At 32.5% G+C, this 20,794-nt stretch carries 16 protein-coding genes; 11 read left to right on the forward strand and 5 right to left on the reverse strand.

Translation table 11 applies throughout. The annotated features are described in order from the left end of the window. The first annotated feature begins 284 nt into the window (after window positions 1-284). The 3 genes from BT1A1_RS04090 to BT1A1_RS04100 all read left to right on the forward strand — a co-directional run bounded on the left by BT1A1_RS04090 (window position 285) and on the right by BT1A1_RS04100 (window position 4,322). A complete protein-coding gene (locus BT1A1_RS04090) occupies window positions 285-1,976 on the forward strand; it encodes a DUF262 domain-containing protein (RefSeq protein WP_034768426.1) in 1,692 nt (563 codons plus the stop codon). Window positions 1,977-3,193: 1,217 nt separating this feature from the next. Continuing rightward, on the forward strand, window positions 3,194-3,685 hold the full coding sequence (locus tag BT1A1_RS19040; protein WP_034768428.1) for a hypothetical protein: 492 nt from the start codon (window positions 3,194-3,196) through the stop codon (window positions 3,683-3,685). Between the two features lie 157 nt (window positions 3,686-3,842). Continuing rightward, a complete protein-coding gene (locus BT1A1_RS04100; RefSeq protein ID WP_034768430.1) occupies window positions 3,843-4,322 on the forward strand; it encodes a VanZ family protein in 480 nt (159 codons plus the stop codon). A 213-nt stretch (window positions 4,323-4,535) separates the two neighbouring features. Here the strand turns inward: BT1A1_RS04100 and BT1A1_RS04105 are convergent, their stop codons facing one another. From BT1A1_RS04105 to BT1A1_RS04115, 5 genes are all read right to left on the reverse strand, one after another. Beyond that, complete coding sequence (locus tag BT1A1_RS04105) at window positions 4,536-6,113, reverse strand: recombinase family protein (protein ID WP_197057070.1); 1,578 nt, start codon at window positions 6,111-6,113, stop codon at window positions 4,536-4,538. 28 nt (window positions 6,114-6,141) lie between these two features. After that, on the reverse strand, window positions 6,142-7,566 hold the full coding sequence (locus BT1A1_RS04110) for a recombinase family protein (RefSeq protein ID WP_034768434.1): 1,425 nt from the start codon (window positions 7,564-7,566) through the stop codon (window positions 6,142-6,144). Between the two features lie 6 nt (window positions 7,567-7,572). Next, window positions 7,573-7,743, reverse strand: coding sequence for a hypothetical protein (locus tag BT1A1_RS18530; protein ID WP_156103175.1), 171 nt, complete (start codon window positions 7,741-7,743; stop codon window positions 7,573-7,575). 59 nt (window positions 7,744-7,802) lie between these two features. Beyond that, window positions 7,803-7,937 (reverse strand): hypothetical protein, encoded by a 135-nt coding sequence (locus tag BT1A1_RS19450; RefSeq protein ID WP_269147481.1) that lies wholly within the window; start codon window positions 7,935-7,937, stop codon window positions 7,803-7,805. Window positions 7,938-8,272: 335 nt separating this feature from the next. Next, window positions 8,273-8,665: a hypothetical protein gene (locus BT1A1_RS04115; RefSeq protein WP_034768436.1), complete on the reverse strand. Its 393-nt coding sequence runs from the start codon at window positions 8,663-8,665 to the stop codon at window positions 8,273-8,275. 501 nt (window positions 8,666-9,166) lie between these two features. Here BT1A1_RS04115 and BT1A1_RS04120 point away from each other — a divergent pair. The 8 genes from BT1A1_RS04120 (at window position 9,167) to BT1A1_RS04155 (ending at window position 20,395) form a co-directional block, all read left to right on the forward strand. Then, window positions 9,167-10,837, forward strand: coding sequence for a DEAD/DEAH box helicase (locus tag BT1A1_RS04120; protein ID WP_231553283.1), 1,671 nt, complete (start codon window positions 9,167-9,169; stop codon window positions 10,835-10,837). Between the two features lie 269 nt (window positions 10,838-11,106). Further along, window positions 11,107-12,561, forward strand: coding sequence for a transposase (locus BT1A1_RS04125; RefSeq protein WP_034768438.1), 1,455 nt, complete (start codon window positions 11,107-11,109; stop codon window positions 12,559-12,561). Window positions 12,562-12,895: 334 nt separating this feature from the next. Further along, window positions 12,896-14,197, forward strand: a complete 1,302-nt coding sequence (locus BT1A1_RS04130) for a hypothetical protein (protein WP_197057071.1) — start codon at window positions 12,896-12,898, stop codon at window positions 14,195-14,197. Between the two features lie 31 nt (window positions 14,198-14,228). Beyond that, window positions 14,229-15,782: an RNA-directed DNA polymerase gene (locus tag BT1A1_RS04135; RefSeq protein WP_034768440.1), complete on the forward strand. Its 1,554-nt coding sequence runs from the start codon at window positions 14,229-14,231 to the stop codon at window positions 15,780-15,782. A gap of 155 nt (window positions 15,783-15,937) precedes the next feature. Beyond that, window positions 15,938-17,308 (forward strand): hypothetical protein, encoded by a 1,371-nt coding sequence (locus BT1A1_RS04140; protein WP_034768441.1) that lies wholly within the window; start codon window positions 15,938-15,940, stop codon window positions 17,306-17,308. Between the two features lie 461 nt (window positions 17,309-17,769). Next, complete coding sequence (locus BT1A1_RS18160; protein WP_197057072.1) at window positions 17,770-19,266, forward strand: recombinase family protein; 1,497 nt, start codon at window positions 17,770-17,772, stop codon at window positions 19,264-19,266. A gap of 20 nt (window positions 19,267-19,286) precedes the next feature. Then, entirely contained in the window at window positions 19,287-19,592 is a 306-nt protein-coding gene (locus BT1A1_RS04150) for a recombinase family protein (protein WP_269147482.1), read from the forward strand. 2 nt (window positions 19,593-19,594) lie between these two features. Then, on the forward strand, window positions 19,595-20,395 hold the full coding sequence (locus BT1A1_RS04155) for an exonuclease/endonuclease/phosphatase family protein (RefSeq protein WP_034768446.1): 801 nt from the start codon (window positions 19,595-19,597) through the stop codon (window positions 20,393-20,395). Window positions 20,396-20,794 lie beyond the last annotated feature (399 nt).

The raw sequence follows: 20,794 nt of genomic DNA on the forward strand, positions 1-20,794 counted from the left end.
AGTACATCGCAAAAAGCTCTATTAGAAGGGGGCTTGACATGGAGCCTCGGCGGGTATGGTTCTCCTGCCGAGAAGCCAGATGTCACAACATCGGCACCGCCAAACAAGGCTACCATACCCGCTACTCCATATAAAGCCCCAAAACCTATAAACCCATTGATAAGTGCGATGAACCAAATACATAATTAAAAGTACAAGATTACTGTCCATTTACGAAGTTTTATAAATGTGAATTTATAAGGAGAAAAATGTCAAAGAAAGATTAAGAATCGAGAGGTGTGAAAATGAGTAGATTAATAGATAACAGCATAACAATATATGAGGCTTTACAGAACATCAAAGAAGGAAAATATGTTATGCCTGCGTTTCAAAGACAATATGTATGGGGCATGGAGCAAATTGAAAAACTATGGGATTCCATTTTGTTGGATTATCCTATTGCTACATTTTTATTTTGGCACGTTGATGATTCCAATGTGACGTGGGATACTTATTTTTGTAGTTTTTTATCAGAGGTTACATTTGATAGCAGAAAACAGGCTGACAGTGTTAATTATGAGTTGACAAGTATAGACGTTAAGAAAACTGATACGGCAATATTGGATGGACAACAAAGGCTAACATCACTGTTTATATCATTGTTTGGGGAAGCATACATACGTCCGAATTATGCCAGAAGGAGAACCGGAGATAAAATTGTAACGAAACTTCTAATAGAACTGAACAAGAATAAGATATCTGTTGATGAGGATGAGTATAACAGTAAGAAATTCGATATTAAGTTTAGTGAAAAGATTGGTAGATTGAGTCCGACCCAATTTGAGTTAAAAAACATTCTTGATGAGAAATTCCAAAATGAAACGACAAGGGAAAAAGCAATTGAAGAAGCCATCGGTAATGTTCCAGCGGATAGCAAAGATTACGCACGGAACATACTGCTAAAGCTGTATAATAAGATTTTTGTCGAAAAGCTGGTTAGATATACAGAAATAAACGACATGAAACAAGATGATGCTCTAGAGATGTTTGTAAGGTTTAATAGTGGTGGTAAGGCCCTGCGTAAATCCGAAATAACAATGTCAATTCTTGAGGCATACTGGCCAAGCGCAAAAACTGAATTTGGGAAAATTCTCGTTGATTCGTATGCAGGATTTGGTACGGACTTTATTATCCGATCGGCTTTGATGCTGTATGGCGATGTTGTAAAATCTAATATTAACAAAAAGATTGCAGAGGATTTGAAAAACGATTGGAACTTATTCAAAAAAGCACTATCAAATTTAGAAAGTCTGCTTAAAGAAATGAAAATTGATGTAAGCCGTTTTTCAAGTAGCTGGAACGTACTGTTGCCGATTATCTATTATGTTTACTATAATCCTGAATACAATAAAAACATCAAGGCTGTTCGCGCTTATTTACTTAGGGCGATATTCTTTACTTATTTCCAATCAGGTACTACAAGTAAGTTGCAACAGATGAAGAGTAATATTAATAGCTTTGGCTATGAAATTACAATAGAAATGCTCAACCAGATGAACGACCTGAGAGTTACAGATGGTAAAATTGAAGATGTACTCAACTCAGAAAAAGGAAGCAGAGTAGCAGGAGAGGTACTTTACTACCTGAATCTTGAATGGACAAATAAAAACTTTAAGTATGAACAAGATCATCTTCACCCAGAAAACAGATTCAACGGAAGCAAACCGGTATCTGTTACTATAGAAGAATGGAAAAGATGGCGTGGTATGCGCAATCGTCTTCCTAACCTGCATCTACTTGAAGGTAGAAGTAACGGTAGCAAAAATGATATGCGACTCATTGATTATTACAATGATATGAATGATGAGCAAAAAGAAAAATTTTCTAAACAGGCTATGATACCGCAAGATGTTTCACTTGAAATTGAAGACTTCGAAAAGTTTTATGAGGCAAGAAAAGCAATACTTGCAGAAAAGATACGTGAGTTGCTAGGGTGATGCCTTTGTTCTATATGAGTTAAATAATGATTTTTTACTATGGGAGGATGTCACAAATCACAAGTTATTGTAGATCAGTTGGATGCATTATCGAATTGTTCAAAGATAACATGGACGATGAAAGAAAAATCATTGGCACCATTGATGAGATAAATGGAAATGTAGAAGAAATTGCTAAGGCTTAAATAACGATGTGAAGATTAAATTTTTGTATTAGCGGATATAATAATATTGTCGATGAATTGCAACAAGGACATTAAAAAGAAAAATCCAGCACCTGTGGTGTTGGATTTTTCTTGTGCGCCCGGCATGGGTGTAATCTATAGGGTGAAAGTCCCGAGCTGCGAAGGCAGAAGTAGCAGTTAGCTTAACGCAAGGGTGTCCGTGGTGACGCGGAATCTGAAGGAAGCGAGCGGCAAACTTCCGGTCTGAGGAACACGAACTTCATATGAGGCTAGGTATCACTGGGTGAGTTTGCAAGACAAAACAAAGCCCTTTCTGCCGAAGGTGATACAGAGTAAATGAAGCAGATGGATGGAAGGAAAGATTACACTCTTACCCGGGGAGGTCTGGCTGGCACGCCAAGTAACCTTGGTAACCTATCTAGTGATAGATAGCTGAACAGTCAGAAGTCAGCAGAGGTCATAGTATTAGTTGGTCTAGAACAACTAAGAAGGACCGAACATTTAAGAGAGAATAGCCCTTGGCATTCAGTGAGTCATGATGAACACAGAAAACGTAGTACCTCACTTGAGGGAGGAAGCGGTGAATCCCGTGGGAGATCTCTTGGAGGGTGGAGTGACCACTGGCATAAAGAGAACAGCTATTCACGGAAGTTATAAAGACTTGCGTCAATTATCTTAATTGAACCGCCGTATACGGAACCGTACGTACGGTGGTGTGAGAGGACGGGAGTTAATCGCTCCCTCCTACTCGATTTTTCTGGTTGGTACAGAAAAAAGGTTTATAGATCGAAGCTATCTTTCGGTAATGTGAGTAGTATTATTATAATTAATTCGATAAAGTAAGTATCGAGGTATCCTTCGATGCTTACTTTACCGAATTTTAATGTTAAGAATCCCTTGATATCAAAGGGTTTTAGCAGTTCTTAGATTTTACACAATAAGGTATTTTGCCAAATACTCGGTAAAGTAAGCAGTAATATGATATTTTTTTCGATAAAGTGAGCAGTAGAAATTTTAATGGAGGTATGGGAGATGAGAGATCCAAAACGGATTCCAAGGATTTTAACTCTGTTGTTCAAAATATGGGAGCAACAACCGGATTTACGATTTAATCAGTTGGTTCAAAATCTACAAGCCCTATATTCCCAGCAAAATAATAATTTTGGTAAAAGAAATTTCTATGAAAAGGATGGAGAGATTACTTACCAGAATTATTATATAGACTTATTTTACTTGGAGGATGACCAGTGGGAACAATTTTTAAGAAATTATTGGTCGGGAATCGAAGAAAAGTTGCAAGAGCGAGAAAAGCAAATTACTCCTGAAGTAATAGATGAAATTGTGCTGCTATTTATTGAGGCTGGGATGAATGAAACAGAAGTAACAGATTTTTTAAAAGAAAGCATTCGGTTATTCTTGAAAAAGGAAAGTAAATGGTTAACCATTGATGCCCTGATAATCGCAATTAAAACACTTTCCTTAACTGAACGAAAAGAACTTGTTGAAAAGATTAAAAGAATATGAATGACTAGAATTTTTATGTAAAGTTTTAATGCTTCTAGCAATTAATATAGGTATATTTTGGTAGTATGTTTATAAACCATTATGTATTATTAATGACAGTTGTATTGTATAAGGACTAACATTAAAAAAATACGAAGAAAGACAGGTAGAGCTGTAAATGAAAAAAGTAGTAAAGATAATTTTTTGTATTAGTTTCATATTTTATTTATTAGCACTGGTAATGCTGTTGTTTATAGGAGTTATGTTTGTGGGAGTTAGAGGCCATATATGGACAGACTTATCGTTGATAGAATATATAAGGACTTCTTCAAATTTCGTTCCATTTAAAACCATTAGTACATATATTATGGCAATGTTTGACGGAAGTTTGAATTTAGGTATACCTATAAAAAATCTCATTGGTAACTTAATTATGTTTTTACCAATGGAAATTTACCTACCTTACTATATTAAAAAGATAAACAAGGTAGGTAGATTTACGTTCTCGATGATTATATTGTTATTTGTTATTGAAGTAACACAATTAGTTACAAGAAGAGGAAGTTTTGATATTGATGATTTTATACTTAATATGGTAGGTGCTTTGATAGGTTTTGGTATTTGGAAAACAAAAATAGTTCAGAGGTTGTTTAAATAGCTGTGGCTTTAACTCTTCAACTAAAGGGGACCTTTAATGAAATAAGCAAAAATTTTAATTAACCTAATATATGAAAGTTATGCAAAGATTGTGTATATATTGGCTTGCTTTCTATATGAAAAATATTTTTTCATAAACTACATTTTTAATTGCCAAAAACAGTTTTAAGTCATTTTAAGAAAAAACTGTTGTCCAAATTATTTGAACAACAGTTTACGCACTCTCGATGCCTATCTGCTTCATTAAGTCTTCGATTTCCACATATGGTGTGAGTCGGTAATCGATTCTAATGTGGTTATCTTTAGAAAAGTTAACTCCTATCTTTTCTATTGCTAAAAGGAATATAGCACGTTTTTCCTCATTCGAATAACGATGAATATCTTGTTTAAAACGACCGATTAATTCGGATTGCATTTCATCTTTTGACAATATATCAATCTGTTCTCTTGTATTATGATATTCCTGTAATTCTTTTGAAGTAGAGTGTATTTGCATTTCAAAGATTTCTTTTAACTCCAGATAGTACTCATTATTTTTATCTAGTGTGGATAAAAGATATTTTAGTTTTTCAAGGTTTTCGTTCAAGTCATTGATTTTTTGTTCAAGCCCTTTTTTCCATCGATTTAAGATTCTTTCTGTTTGCTTTTCATAATATTTCAATTCCCTGCCCCATCTTAATGAAAAATCAGCAAATATACTTTCATGAATTTTTTCAGATGATATTTTCTTTTTACATGAAGGGCAACAGTAATACATATATTTTTTCTTGGACTTAGCTGGAGTTGAATTTCTCGTTACCAGTTTTTCTTTACATTCATGGCAATAAATTAAATCACGCAATATAAACGGACTATCCATATGATCTTTGTTCTGTTTATAATTTCTAAAGAATTGGGTGACATTCCACAAATTAGCCCCGATTAAAGGTTCATGATGATTTTTAAATAGAAAAATGTCTTCCTCTGGTTTCTTTTTACTATTATCAAAACTGGTACGGGTAAACCAAGCTAGGTCACCGATATACCATCGATTGTTTAAAATATATCGTATTGTTGAATCATTCCAGCCTTTTGCATCAATACTTGGCGGTGGAATTTCCGCTTCATTTAATAAATTTGCGATTTTTCGATCACTATAACCGTAACTGTATAAATAAAAGATAAGAATGACAATGGTTTTATTTTCATTGGTTTCAATCGTATTGTCCTTTGTTGTTAGAGAATAACCATAGGGATTTCTAGATCCGGGACGTTCGGGTTTCGATGAATTTACTACAGACGTATGGTAATCAGATGCTCTCCGAGACTTCTCTACCGATTCTTCATGAGCAAAGGACAATCTTGCTTGAACATAAGGATTGTTTTCGTTCCATTCACCTTCTATCTTCGTTGAGTATACTTTAAAATTTGGTCGGGCTTCTTTAATTGGTCCGAGTACATATAATACAAAGTCTTCAATTAGCCTTGTAATTCGTGATTCTTCATAGAAAATGACGGCTTTCACATTTTCATTGTTTAAAATGAATTGCTTCATATTTTGCATTTGAACCCTTTTTTGTGCAGGAATATGATAGGCGGATTTTGCTTCTTCAATAAAAGATGCAACAACTTGAAATCCTTCTCTTTTTGCTCTTGCAACGATTTCTGATTCTTGGATATACAAAGAATGGCCGAATGTTTGTCCATCATCAGACCAGCGAATATAGGATGTTGCTAATGGGATAGAATCTTTAAAAATATTAAAAGGTAAATTTACCTCTTGAAGATTATATCTAGGGGTTTCTGTCAGCAAGTAAACCCCATTTATTAAATAAGTGTATTTATGCATGAAGTGCATATGGCTCACCAACCTTCATAAATTCTCCAAAGGGAACATGATAAATAAATGTATCGGGGCCGATTTCTACTTTTTCAAGGAATAGATGGCATAAATAGTATAAATTGTAGTTTTGAATTTCCGTTTCTAAGTTCTGCTTAATGGTTTTAACAAGATCATTTACCGAATTTCGTGCTTCAGAAATTTTAGCTAATTCGATATGGAGATGATTGATTTTACTTTTTATATTCTTTGACTCTATAATGAGTGAATCGATGTTCTTTTTTGCCGCATATTTTTCTACTATAGTAGAATGAATTGAGCTTAACTTTCGATTTAAGTTAATGATCTCAAGACTGTAATCCTTTTCGATTCTAGATAAATGGGAAAATACAAAGCTTTTGATTGTGTCAACTGGGATATGTTTTACAATGATTGAAAGTTTAGATTGAATGGTCTCATTCAATTGTTCCACCGTAATTCTGATTTTCTCATGTCCTCTTTTACAGATATAGTAACTGCTTTCTCCCAGTTTTGAAGTTTTAAAAGTCATGTCTTTTTTGCAAAATATACATTGTGGAGTAATGTATCCTCTGTCCTTTGCATTGGTTATGGCTTGAAATACTTCATCTTTCAATTTTTTTAGCACATCTTGAATTTTTTGATGTTCTTCTAAGGAGATAATTGGTTCTACATGGTGGAGAATTTCAAAACCGTACGAAGTCTTCATGTGTGCCGAATAAAAAGGATTTTCTAGATATTTTAATAAATCCTCGTACCTTTTGTTTTTTAATATCTTTTTGTATTTCATTATAATATTGAACAAATCATCTGCTTCATTGGTTTTAGCCACTTCATAGAAAAAAGATTTTAATTCATTAACCACTTCTGGATTCGGGATATACTTAACATCCTTTCTTTTTCCAATCCGTTTATATCCAAATATAGAAGAAGGAAATTGTTTCATAGTATCCTTTCTTCTACCGGAAATATTCTGGCCCTCGACTTGTGCAAAAATCCCATATAACGATTCAATTGAAAGTTTAGGAGAAAACGGTGGTTGTTTTGTTGATGTGAAAATCACCTTGATTCCGTATTTATAAAACTCTTTAACTATTGCTACGTATTCATAAAAATTTCGCGCTAAACGATCACGACTGTAAACGATGACAGTCTTTACTTTTTTCTGCTGTATTAGCAATCGTAACTTTTGTAAATTTGACCGATCCTTAATGGCTAATTTATTGGCTGAAACATTATCATCTTTTAACCAAATCACTTTATCTAAATCAATCCGATTATTATGAATATAAGATTCAGCAAGTAGAATCTGCTTTTGAATGTCCTGCTGAGCTGTACTTACCCTGCTATAAACCGCAATAAAATCTTCATAGTATTTATCGGGTTCATAATATTGATCTGGCTGCATGAGAATCTACTCCTTTTCTACAATTTTATTACTTTCTGCAAGTAGGAACCCCTTCATTTTAGGATTGAGATCGAGCTGATCGATTAAAACTTTTTCAACTAGCCTTTTCATGAAGTAATAAGATTCCTCTTGTAAATCTTCATTAAATGAAACTTTTACTATATCTTTTCGAGACATAAATACTCCTCCCGTCAAAGCCTTTATTAAAAGGATTGACGGGAGGAAAGTTTTTTAAACTACTCATTGTCTTTATCTAACTCTAAGTCCATTTGCAATTGATATTCGTAATTTGTTTGTTTCGGTGATTCAATGAACACTTTTATCTTAACGGGAACCTCTAACTCTTTCAGTAGATCGAGCAGGTTTGACATTGTAATTGTGAACCTCCTTTCCATAGAACAAGATAAAACGTTCAATGACCGTTTTAGAGATTCCAACCTTTTCACAGCTTTTTAATATCTTGTTAAGAAATTGATTTTCTGTTTCTAGTTTGCTTATAGATCATCCCTCCAATAAAAAACGCGGCACATGATGATAACATCATGTAACCGCGGTTTTCGCTTATTATGGTTACTTCTATTTGCTTTTGAACAAATCGGTTAATCAGAGATCATTATAGCTTCAGAATTAAGGATTTTAAGAGGGAATTAAAAAATTACTTATTTCTATTCCCTATGAAATCCTTAAAAGAGTTGACTCTGACTTTTTACAATAACCATTTATCAGGAGAAAGCAAATCTTTTTGAAATTTATCAGGAATAATAGAATTTATATCTTCAAAAGTAAAATCATTAATGCTAATCATTCTTTCCAAAATAATTCGAAGTTCATTTTTACGGTAATCTGCCAAAATGGAATTAAATACTGTTTCGACATCAATAACTCCGTATTGTTTAAAATAATCGGTAATTAATTTAAAATAATCATCATCTATTGTGGGATATAATGCTTTTATCGTATCTGGTTGATGTCCGCGACTTAGCAGATTATGAATGACTCTCCAACTTTCTATAACTTCTACGATTGTTGCTAATTTCCAGTGTAGATGTTCGGGTAAAGGTATTTTATTTTGTAAAAGTTTTCTTTCTGATTCTTTCAATCCGTTAGTCTCCTTTCCTAATCTGAAGAATAAATGTTGTATTAATCCCTTTTTTGGTAATTGATCCCATACCTTTCTTAAATAGGGATTTCTCTTCTTTATCCTTATTTAGAATATCGTCCATTAATATAAGGATTCATAAAAATTTTCTATTCAAGTCAGTTAATACTAGTAACTCTCATATTTGAAAAAGAAACACGCACCTTTGTTTATTTTGGTAACTAGTTAATAAAAAACAAAATGTATTGATATTTCATGATTTCAAGTCAAATTAAAAAAGAAGAAATGTAGTAGTGAGGCATTTCTTCCATGTCAGAACTACAAATTGCCTAACATTTAATAGTTTTAACAAGTTTGTTATTGTTATACTAATAATAAGTATTTAGTAAAATGGTTCTAGTTCAAAGAGAATAAATATCTAACAATTTGGGAACGGTTTGATAAAATAATAATAATTAAGTAATAGTATTTATTACGAATTATTAAAGTAGGAGGGGCATAATGAGGACGAAGCAAATTAAAAAGGGCAATAATCTCCTTTTCTGTAATATAAATGAAATGGAAGAAGTTAAAAATCCTAAAGATGTTGGTGTTACTTGGACTAATAGTTTCAAAGAAGTTCTTGCAGATGATAATAATCAATTAGGGCTTAGAACACCTCAGTTTGGAGCAATTTGTGCAATTCGTTCGCATTGGACGGTAAGTAGAGAAGCTGCTACTATTGTAATGCCTACTGGAACTGGAAAAACAGAAACTATGTTAGCTACAATTGTTGCCGAAAAGAGCTTAAAGACTTTAATTGTTGTTCCTTCTAATCTACTTAGACAACAAATTTTTGAAAAAGCAAAGACGTTTGGGGTTCTTTACAAAATTGGTGTTCTTGATGACAAATTTGTTTTGCCTCCAAACGTTGCGCTTTTAGCAAGTAAATTTGATAGTTTTAAGGAATTTAAGGAATTTGTTGAACCAGCTAATATAGTAATTACAACTATGCAATTAGCAAATTTATTCCCAGATGATTATAAAAAATACCTTGCAGAAGCATGTGATACTTTAATTGTTGATGAAGCACACCATATTGGCGCAAAAACATGGAGTAAATTCAAAAGTTATTTTGTTAATAATAGAATTCTCCAATTTACAGCAACTCCTTTCAGAAACGATGAAAAAAAGATAGATGGAAAAATCATATATAATTTTCCCTTATTAAAAGCACAAGAGCAAGGATATTTCCAACCAATTATGTTTTATCCATTAGAAGAATTTAATGATAAGAAAAGTGATGAAATGATAGCGCGGGAAGCGGTAAAGATTTTGGAAGAGGATATTAAGGCTGGCTATGAACATATATTATTAGTTAGGGCTAGTACAAAAAAACGTGCAGAGGAATTATACTATTCTATATATAATAAAAAATATAAAAGGTTTAATCCAGTTTTGTTAATTAGTGATATTAGTAATCGCGAAAAAAGAAAAGGGTTTCAAGCTTTGGACGATTTGAAATCTAGAATTGTAGTTTGTGTGAATATGTTTGGAGAAGGTATTGATATACCAAATTTAAAAATAGCTGCAATTCATGATAAATACAAATCCCTTCCTATAACTCTTCAATTTATTGGGAGATTTGCTAGAACAAAAAAAGGTTTAGGCGATGCAAAAATTGTAGCAAATATTGCAAATGAAGAGGTGCAAGAAGCTATAAGAGATTTATATAATAAGGATTCAGATTGGAATCAACTATTATCAATCAAATCAGAAGGGCTTATCAATCGTGAAGTAGCTCTACAAGATTTAGAGGAAAGGTTTAAAGGGAACGGTATCGATAAAATTGGTATAAAACAAATTATTCCAAAGGTGAGTATGTACGCATATAAAGTAAAATCAAAATCTTGGGCATGGGAAAAATGGACTACAGTTCTTGATGAAAACATATGCAGGTACTATATAAACGATGAAGAGAAAGTTTTGGTCGTTATAGAACCGAAAGAAAGTAATGTTGGATGGACTACTCAACATAATATTTCAAATCTTAGTTGGGAGCTATATGTCATTTACTGGAATCAAAACAAAAATGTTGCTTTTGTTAATGCTACGAGCCTTTGCCAAAATGCTGTATCTCCTGAAGCAGTAGGCAGTCAGACAATTAAAGATCGTGGATTTATTCCACTATAGAAAAAGGTATTTGCACGAATATTATGACAAGTATAAAAGAAAAAATGGTGAGTTTTAATTTCAGTGGATAAATTCGCTTATTATCAATATCTGAATTTTTCCATTTCAGTCGGTTTTAGACGAGTTTTAATAGATTAGGCTACTCATTCCCCTGGTAAATATTGTAAAATGGAAAAACATAATTATTTTTGAAAAAAAAGTGCCATGAAAGTCACTCCTTTGGTAAGATATAAGTACTACCCAATATCCAGTATCCAAGGAGTGATTTCATGACTACTTCTATTCTAACACAAACCAGAGATTTATCAATACAACAAAATTTGATTCCCCACAATTGGCAAGACTATGCCGATATACCCTTTGTCATTCCGGCCATGTGTTTTCCATGGGAGATTTTTAAACCGGTTGAACGAGATTACTACACCTTTTTATATTTGCACCTAAAAAAGGAAAGAGCACATGATCATTTTAATGAAATACAACCAGCACTATTTTCAATACCGGAGGAAGAAGATAAGTCTACGTCTTCCTTATTTCATTCCTCTCCTGCCGGGAGAAAACCGCATCCTTTCATGCCCTTTTTTCGTGCTTTTAAACTGGCCTCTTTACAATATATTGAAGTGATGGTTGAAAGTGTCTATTTACAAGTGAAATCAAACCCGCTATTTGCCGCCATGTGTGGATTTACGGAGAAAATTCCGAGCTACCGTTCCTTTGCTCGCTTTGATCAAATCATGACAACAAATGATCTTTGGGAAAAAGCCCGGCTATTGGTGGTTGAATATAATAAAAGGGAAGGCGTGGTTGAAACTTTTGAGAAAGCAGTCGCCGTGGATACATCACATATAGAGGCAGAAGCAACGTTGAATAAAACAAGGAAGACGTGTTCTTGCAAAGGTGATTGCGATTGCCCCAGAATCCTTACAGATGATAACGCAGGGGTGATGCGTAAAAGCAATGCAGTCTCCTATATTGCGCATAAATTATCAATGGTATGCGGGGTGAAATCCGGCTTGCCTTTGACGCGGGAAGTATTCAAAGGAAATACACCTGATGGGAAAACATTAGAAACGACATTGGAGACGTTTAAGGCGGAGCACCCCGAGATGGCTGAGCAGTTGGACTTTATCTTGGCAGATGGAATCTACCAAACGCCGGAAAATCAAAAAGTGACAAAGGACGTATTACAGGCGAAATTGGTGGCACCCATCAACCCACGGAACCGTAAAGATAAACCAACTTCCGCCCGGGGAATTGAAAAAATCAATCGGTACGGCACCCCCATCTGTATCAGTGAACATAAAATGGACCTTAGAGGATCTGATCGGGAAAAGGGGCAATATATTTACACTTGTCCTGTATTTCATCCAAATGCTAGGCAAGAAGGACTCACCTGCCCGCTGTCGAATCACGTGGAATGTTGTAATGGGGCAGCACAAGGAAGAGTATTTCGGCTGGACTTTGATCAAGCGTCTCAAGTAGACGTCGAGTTGCCCCAACATGGGCGGAAATTTAAAGTGTTATATAGTGCCAGAACGATCATCGAACGAATCTTTGGCATTCTAAAAGACGGATATAGTCTCCGTCGTGTTCACAAGCGTGGAAAACAGGCAGTTGAAGCGCATGTGGATCGTTGCATGATATCTATGCATATCATGGCAAATATGGCGTATCATCAGACAGGAAAGGCCAATTGTGGATGGACACGCCATCGACTGAATTAAGTTATTCACAGGTGGATATGTGAATAAGTCAAATGCAGCGTCTCCTTTCCACAAAGGGCAGTGAAAAAAACCCATTTTGTGAAGGCAGGATACGTATGCCCTTTTTTGGAGAAAAATAGCCATTTTATTTTTATTAAATTTAAAAATCTGGAAGAAAAGGCAAAAAACGAGATAATTAATTTTCCAGAGCCTCGCTCAAGGGTATATTTTTTATTTTGGCAGAGGCTCTACAGATAAATCTTTAGCGAATAAGCTTGTCGAAGCTATCTTCGGGGAGAGTAACAGAATAACTGGAGAAAGTATATTTAGATGTCTATATGGTATTAATCATCTTATGCTAGCAACGGTTGGTTTAAACTCTGCTATTAATGGTCCAATAAGATACAAGATGTTCGCTGGTATAGATATAGCACAAGGTTTGTCTGAGGCCACAAAAAATAATAGTTATAAATCTAATCTTTTTGGAGTTGGATACAATGGTAATGGAAAGGTTAGTATAGGCTGCTCACATAAAGGTACTATATGGGCAAAATGGGTTGAAAGTATTGATTATTGGATGAATTGGTGTAATGAAATAATAGACAAAGTTTTAGATTCAACTATTGATTCTCAAAAAATATTAGAAGGTGTATTAGTTCCAAGAGTCATTAAAGAAATTCCAAGTGAGATTCCCTATAGAATTGATTGGCCATTAGAGCTAGATTTCTTTACCGATGATAACTTATTTTTAGAACGGGATAAAATTAAAATACCCATATACGAAGTTGCTATTAAGTTGTTAGAAATACAACCCAAAAAAGATGTACTACAATTCTATGTAGGAAATGAGAATTTTAAAGAGACCTTTGAATTATCAATATCGGATAATACTTTTCGAATTAAATCAGTTTCAAAAAGTAAAACAACAATTGCTAGGAGTCAGAAAAGGACTTATCTTGCCGACTTCTTTCAAGAATATCCGCCAATCATTAAATTTATAGACCAGTCTACTCTTGAAGGAAATTTATATGTAACATTAAAAGATAGATATAAGGACAAGAGTTTTCCACCAAATCAAATTTTTACTTATGATTGGGAAATATTGGGGGTAAATATTAAAAGAGAATCTCAAACAATTGAAAAATTCCCTGATTCCATACAGTATAATGTCATAAAAAAATTAATAGAAACTGGTGATTACAGTATTGTTTTTGATGATGATGATGCAGGTGAGATTGCCGATATAATTGCTATTAAGGAAAGTGAGAACGATATTATATTTGAATTTTATCATTGTAAATATTCTCATGGGGATTTACCCGGATCAAGAGTTAGCGATTTATATGAAGTTTGTGGTCAAGCTGAAAAGTCTGTAATTTGGAAGCAGGATACAAGAGATATAGTGAAAAGAATGCGAAAAAGAGAAATTCAAAGAATGGAAAAGGGTTCCGTTTCACGTTTTGAATTAGGAGATCTAGAAAAATTAAAGGAAATTGAAAATAAACTTAGAGTATATGGTTCAAAGCTAGAAATAAACATTGTTCAACCCGGTGTCGATCATACAAAGATTACTAGTGACATGGATAGAATTTTAGTTTCTACTCAATCTTATCTACTTGAAACATATGGAATTCGAATGAATTTGTTATGTAGCTAGATAATCATTAGAATGATGTGGAGGGGATAAAATGAAGTTAGATAAGGAATCAATATTATGGGGAATTGAACATGTTTACAAAGATAGTGATACAGACTTATTTCCTAAACCAGCAGAAATTAACATAATTTATAATGATAAGGAGCATGTTTCGAGTAAGCTGGAAAATATTGATATAAGCAATTATACATGGAAACCTTGTAGAAGGTTTATAATTCCAAAATCAGACTTATCTTATAGGGTAGCAACTCAGCTAGATCCTTTGGACAGTATTTTATTGGCAGCCATAATATATCAGTTTGGGAATAAAATTGAAAGTAAAAGGGTCCCAACAGAAGAAAAAAAGGTATTCAATTACCGTTTTAACCCAAGTCCTGATGGATATTTTTATAGTGATTATGATTCATGGAACCAATTTTGGACTACTTGTAAAGAAAAAGCACAGAATTATAAATTCACGGTATATGTTGATATAGCAGACTTTTACAACCAAATCTATCATCATACAATAGAAAATCAATTAATAAATTGTGGATTTCCTAATCCTGTTAAAAAATCAATTATGAATCTCTTAGAATCAGTTACACAGCGTGTATCTAGAGGTATTCCAATTGGACCACACTCTGTGCATCTTTTAGCTGAAATGTCATTAATACCAGTAGATAATAGCCTTATAACTAGAGGGATCGAATTTTGTAGATATTCTGATGACATTGTAATGTTCTGTAATGATTCAATAGAAGCTCATAAATTAGTGTATGAAATTGCAACAATATTAGATAGACAACAAAGATTGATACTACAAAACCAAAAGACTAAAATATATTCAAAATCAGACTTTATTGAGGTTTGTGAAGAAAAAATAAAGGATAATCCTATAGATAAAATAGAAGAAGATATGATATGTATCTTGAAGGAGTACACTACTGGTGGTTATGGAGCTATTCGATCCAAAATGATACCGGAGGAAGGAATGAAATTATTCTCAGAAGAAAATATTGAAAATGTACTAAATAAATACCTTCAACAAGAGGAACCAGACTTTAGTAGGATAAGATGGTTCTTTCGAAGATTATCCATGTTAGGTACTCCTAACGCTATTCGTTATGTCTCAAAAAAATTTAGTAGTCTAATTCCAGCTATTAGTGATATTTGTAGATATTTTATTTCAGTAGCAAATAATCAAAATGAAAAGATGTATGATGTGGGGGAAGAACTAATTAATTTACTAAATACTGGAATAATTAGAGGTAATGAATATTTCCAAATATCTATATTGAGTTTATTTACTAACACTGTTCATTTTAATCATATCCACAAAATAATTGAAATGTATAGAAATGGTTCTGAGAATATAAAGAGAGAGGTCATACTTTGCGCTAATATTTTTAAAAAGTCAGACTGGTTAAGAGAATTAAAAGAAGAATATCCAAGATTAGATAATTGGAGTCAAAGAGCCTTGCTAATTGCCTGTAAGAATTTCCCGCAAGATGAAAAGAAGTTTTATCTGCAAGGAATCAAAACTAAACTGAACTCTGATGCTATCCTTGAAAAAATCATAATTAATTGGGCCATAAAATCATAGATATATAAATAAAAAAAGATTATTTACAAGGTTTTAATAGTTTTTTTATTGTCAATTCTAAGTAATTAATAATAGATTTCTATTTGTTAATAAAAATTAACCCTCTCCATCAAAATCTATTAAATCTAATATGATATTATGAAAGGTAGAGAATTTTGAAATTACTAGATAACGGGTTAGATTCATTTAAAAAAAGTATATTGAAATTGAGCGAGTTAGATGGAATATCTAAAGATGAATATGAATTTTCTCTTAAAGATATAGTTATTAATTTACATCACTCGTTAGAAACTATTTTTAAATATTTAATTATGAAAAAAGATGAATTTTTAGTTTATGAAGACTTAAATTCTATTTTTAATGTAAAGGTACAAAAATTATATGGGAAAAAGGGTGTAGAGAAATTTAATACTATTAAATTTATTGATGCACTAAATAGGCTTATTATTTTGTATGAACTTGATATTAATGAAGTTGAATACAATAAAATAAAACAACTAAATGACTATAGGAATATTCTAACTCACTTTGAATATCAATTTGAGGATAATGAAATTGAACATTTAATTTCATTAATACTCCCAACTGTTTTTAACATATTTGATGCTTATGTTGATGATTTTGGTAAATTTGCTATTCAAAATAATATATATTCTAACACTAAGTTATTAATTGATAATACTGATATTTGGAGTTTAGAGAAATCAATTTTTTTAAAACAAGAATTTACGAGAGCTAAAAATTATTTCGAACAATTAATGAAAAATTCTCCCGATAAAATTAAACAAGTTTTTGAAAATAAAGACAAGAAGTTTGAATACATGAATTGCCCTTCTTGTAAAAAAGAGACTTTTGTTAAGTTAGGTAATCTGATAGACTACGGTAGAGATATAGGTTATTATGGTTCTTGTGAATTGTGTGAAATAAGCTTTAAAAAGGATGATGCTCAATTTCTTTCAATGTACACTACTTCTTATGAAAAATTTGAGGAAGAAATTTATTCTATCTCCAAAATGTTAGTTTTGAGAATTTTCACCAATGACTTACCTATTGAAAATAAGAAACAAGATGACATTAGAAAGTTACGTGAAATATATCAAAGTTATTCAAATGAAATTGATTTAATTATAGTGGATATAATTAATTATTACATATACGATATAAATTATATTTTAGGAGATATTTATTTTATTAAGTATATGTATGGGAATTTAGAATATGGAGAAAAAATTATATATGGAGAAAAACTTTACAAATACGTGAATGGTCCAGATTATTATGATTTGATTAGTCATGATCACACTGTTAAAGAAATAAAATCTAAATTATCATTAATTAGGGATAATTATGACTATTTATCAGATGGTAAGTTTGATTTAATTCAGAAGAGATTATTAAAAGAAACGTATTGCTATCAACAAATGAGTTATCCAAATCCCCACATGGATAATGAAGAGGTAGAAGGGGAGTATACTTTAGAGATTCACTTTGATTTTGATTTATTTTTTGATTGCATTAATTTGTAGTTTGTTATTAGGTAAACACTACTACATCAATTATTGTCTGCGATTACCAATCAAGTCATGTGGAGTTGGTAGCATTGATGTCAAGGGAATAAATACACTAGCTGTTCAAGCATTGATATAGCAAGGTTTATAGGGTTTCGCCTAAGTTTATTTTAAGTGAATAAACAGGTGAAACCCTTTTTGTTATTTGGGTTAGAAGGACTGAAAATTGGGGTTGAGTTGATAGGATAGATTTCCAGTAGGGGAGTTGACAGGATAGATGTAGGGCATAAAATGTGTTATATTTAGACTAATCATATAGTTAAAAATTGCATTGAATATCATTAGTCTAAAAAACATAAGTGCCAGGAGGTAAGGAGATGCCTGATCAACGTAGAGTTCACTTTATTCCACCAAAACCTGTGAAACGTGAAAAGCGAGTAGGCATTTATTGTCGAGTAAGTTCCAATAGCGCTGAATAATTGAATAGTTTAACAAATCAAGTATCTGCTCTAACTAGATTAATAGCATCGACCCCTAACTGGTTATTTGTTGATACGTATATAGATATTGCTTCAGAAAAAGCGAAGTCTAACCGTAAAGCATTTCATCGTCTGATAAAAGATTGTGAATCCAAAGACTTAGAAATTGTGATAACGAAAAACATTAGCCAATTTGGTAGAGATACGGTTGAAGTGCTTGAAGGGTTGAACAAACTAAGAGAACTGGGAGTACGTGTTATTTTTGAACAAGAAGGCTTAGATACAGCGGATACGGATAGTGCTTTAATGATTACAATTATAGAATCCATTGCGCAAGCGGAAAATGAATCTAGAAGTGAAAATATTAAATGGGGTTACAGACGCCATGCAGCACAAGGTACGTCAAAATTATATAACCGAAAATGTTATGGCTATGAAAATGACACAGCTGGAGAACTAATCATTAAGAAAGATGAAGCTAAAAATGTCCGATTAATTTTTGAACTGTATTTACGCGGGCTTAGCATTATTGGTATAAAGAGGGAGTTAGAAAAACGAGGAATTAAAACACCAACCGGAAAAGAAAAATGGAGCAAAAGAACAATTGATGTCATGCTGAGCAATGAGAAATATATTGGTCTAGTAAGATTACTCAATGCAGGAGAAAATCAAGAGCATTATGTGTCTGAAAACAATCATCCAGCAATCATTTCAAAAGAGCAATTTGAAGCGGTGCAGATTGAGAAGAAAAAAAGAAGTAATGTTGTGAAAACTGAAGGTGGTAATAAGAGGAGGAGTAGAAAGTACAGTAGCAAGATAATAAAAGTAAAGAAAGGTGGAACAGTCATGTCGGAGCCAATGGTAATAGCCCTGATTAGTGCAGGCGCAACTTTAATAGTCACTGTAGTAACATCGATTTTAAATGTACGTACAGAAGTGTTTAGAAATAAATTTAACACACATCAAAAAAGACTAGAAACCAAGAAGGAAAACTTAAATAATGTATATAGACAATTAATCTCTATAATTAATCTTTATCCAAGTTCATCGCCAAACGATATTTTGAAACATATCGAGCATGCACCCGGTTATTCAATGGAATACTATGATGCAGTTTTAAGAAGTCTTGATCATCAAATTGAAAATTTAAAAAAACAGTTAAATACTAATAATATAAATTATGAACAGAAATCCCATTTAGAAATTGAAATATCAAATCGTGAATATGCTAAAAACAAAATATCGGAAAATAAAAAAAGATACAATATGGCTAAAGCAGAGTATGAGAAATTTTGTAAAACTGACAAGGTAGTATTTGATCTTTATGCGGGACAGGAAGTAAGAAATTCTCTTGTTTCATTTGAAGTTGTTATTCATAACGTGTTTATTTCAGGTAAAAGTGCAGGTGAAGAGAGTGATCCGATAAATAATTTAATTCGTGCATCCCGTAGAAGTTTAATAAATAGTATGCGGAGTGACCTTGGTATAACTGATTAAATTTTATCTTAAATAGCCTAATTGATACTGGTTTAAAGTGGGAGTTAGAAAAGCGAAGAATTAAAATACCTACTGGAAAAGAAAAATGGAGTAAACGAACGATTGATGTCATGCTCAGCACCGAAAAATATATCGGTGTTGTAAGATTACTAAATGCTGGAGAACATCAGGAATATTATATTTCGGAAAATAATCACCCAGCAATCATTTCAAAAGAGCAGTTTGAAGCGGTGCAAATTGAGAAGAAGAATAGAAGTAATGTTGTGAAAGGAAAGAGTGGAAATCGGAAGAGGAGTAGTAAGTATAGTTCGAAGAAGGGAAGATAGAAATGAATGGAGAAAATCTAAAAATGAAAAATGAGGTGGGAATAAAGAATACAATTAATATAAAAACCTGGAATGTTGATTGGTTTAGAAATAAGAAGAGGTCGGGGCAAGAACGGGAATATAATGAAAACGATTGTGATTTAAATGCATACATTAATATTGTAAAAGATATTAAAGATTTTTTGGATAGTCGACAAAATGCAATCGTATTATTGCAAGAAGTTCCTTATAAAATAAAAGATGGTGCAATGTGGTTAGAATGCGACTATCATAAGAAACTGCACAATGATTTTCCTACCAATGAATTTGAAATAGTTGAAAATATATCTAGGAATTATATAACAAGGTGTACTATTGCAATTTTCAAAAAAAGAATATTTAGTAGAGATTTAAACTTTAAACCCTGTAACAATAGAATAATTGGACTAAACCTTGGTGATGACATAACAGTTTTGGGTGTACATATGCCTACTAACTTTAAAGAAGATGATCAAAATGATCATATGTGGCGAGAATTAATTGAGTATACTACTGATAAGAAAGCCAAAAAGGAAAAACTTATTATCGCAGGAGATTTTAATGGATATATTGGATGTAAAAATAAATTAACAGAAAAAAGATTTATAGAGCTAGCTAGAGTTGCAAAAGATATAGTATCTGATGATACCCCAACTTATATTGGGCAAACACCGATTGATCACATATTTATTAATTTTAACTCAGATCTAGACTATAAAGTTGTTATTGAAAAAGATTGGGGCAATAGTGATCATAAGTATTTACAAGCAGAATTAAAATATTAATAACCTTTAAGTTTGTAAAATGTATAATAGCCTAATCAAAAAGAACATTAGAGTTGATAGAATAGAGGTCAAACCCCTATAAATACAGACTTTTTGCTAGTTCCATCAAACTTTAAAATAACCTAAGTACATCACGTTGAGTGCGTGACATTGATGTCAAGGGTTGAGAAGTAGGGGTATTCAAAACACTGATAAATAAAGGGTTTTCAAGGTTGTAAGATTTTCTGTCTGATGTCTGGCAGTCCTCTTAACCTTGGAAATCCTTATTTTTATTTATTGAGGAAACAGGTCGACTGTAAAAAAGTGTGTAGGGTTGAGTTGACAGATTAGATAAAATCGTAGGGTCGAGGAGATAGGATAGATATACATAGGGTTAAACAGATAATTGATTGAGAAAAC

The sequence above is a fragment of the Caldibacillus thermoamylovorans genome (assembly GCF_000751775.1).
GTDB lineage: Bacteria > Bacillota > Bacilli > Bacillales > Caldibacillaceae > Caldifermentibacillus > Caldifermentibacillus hisashii.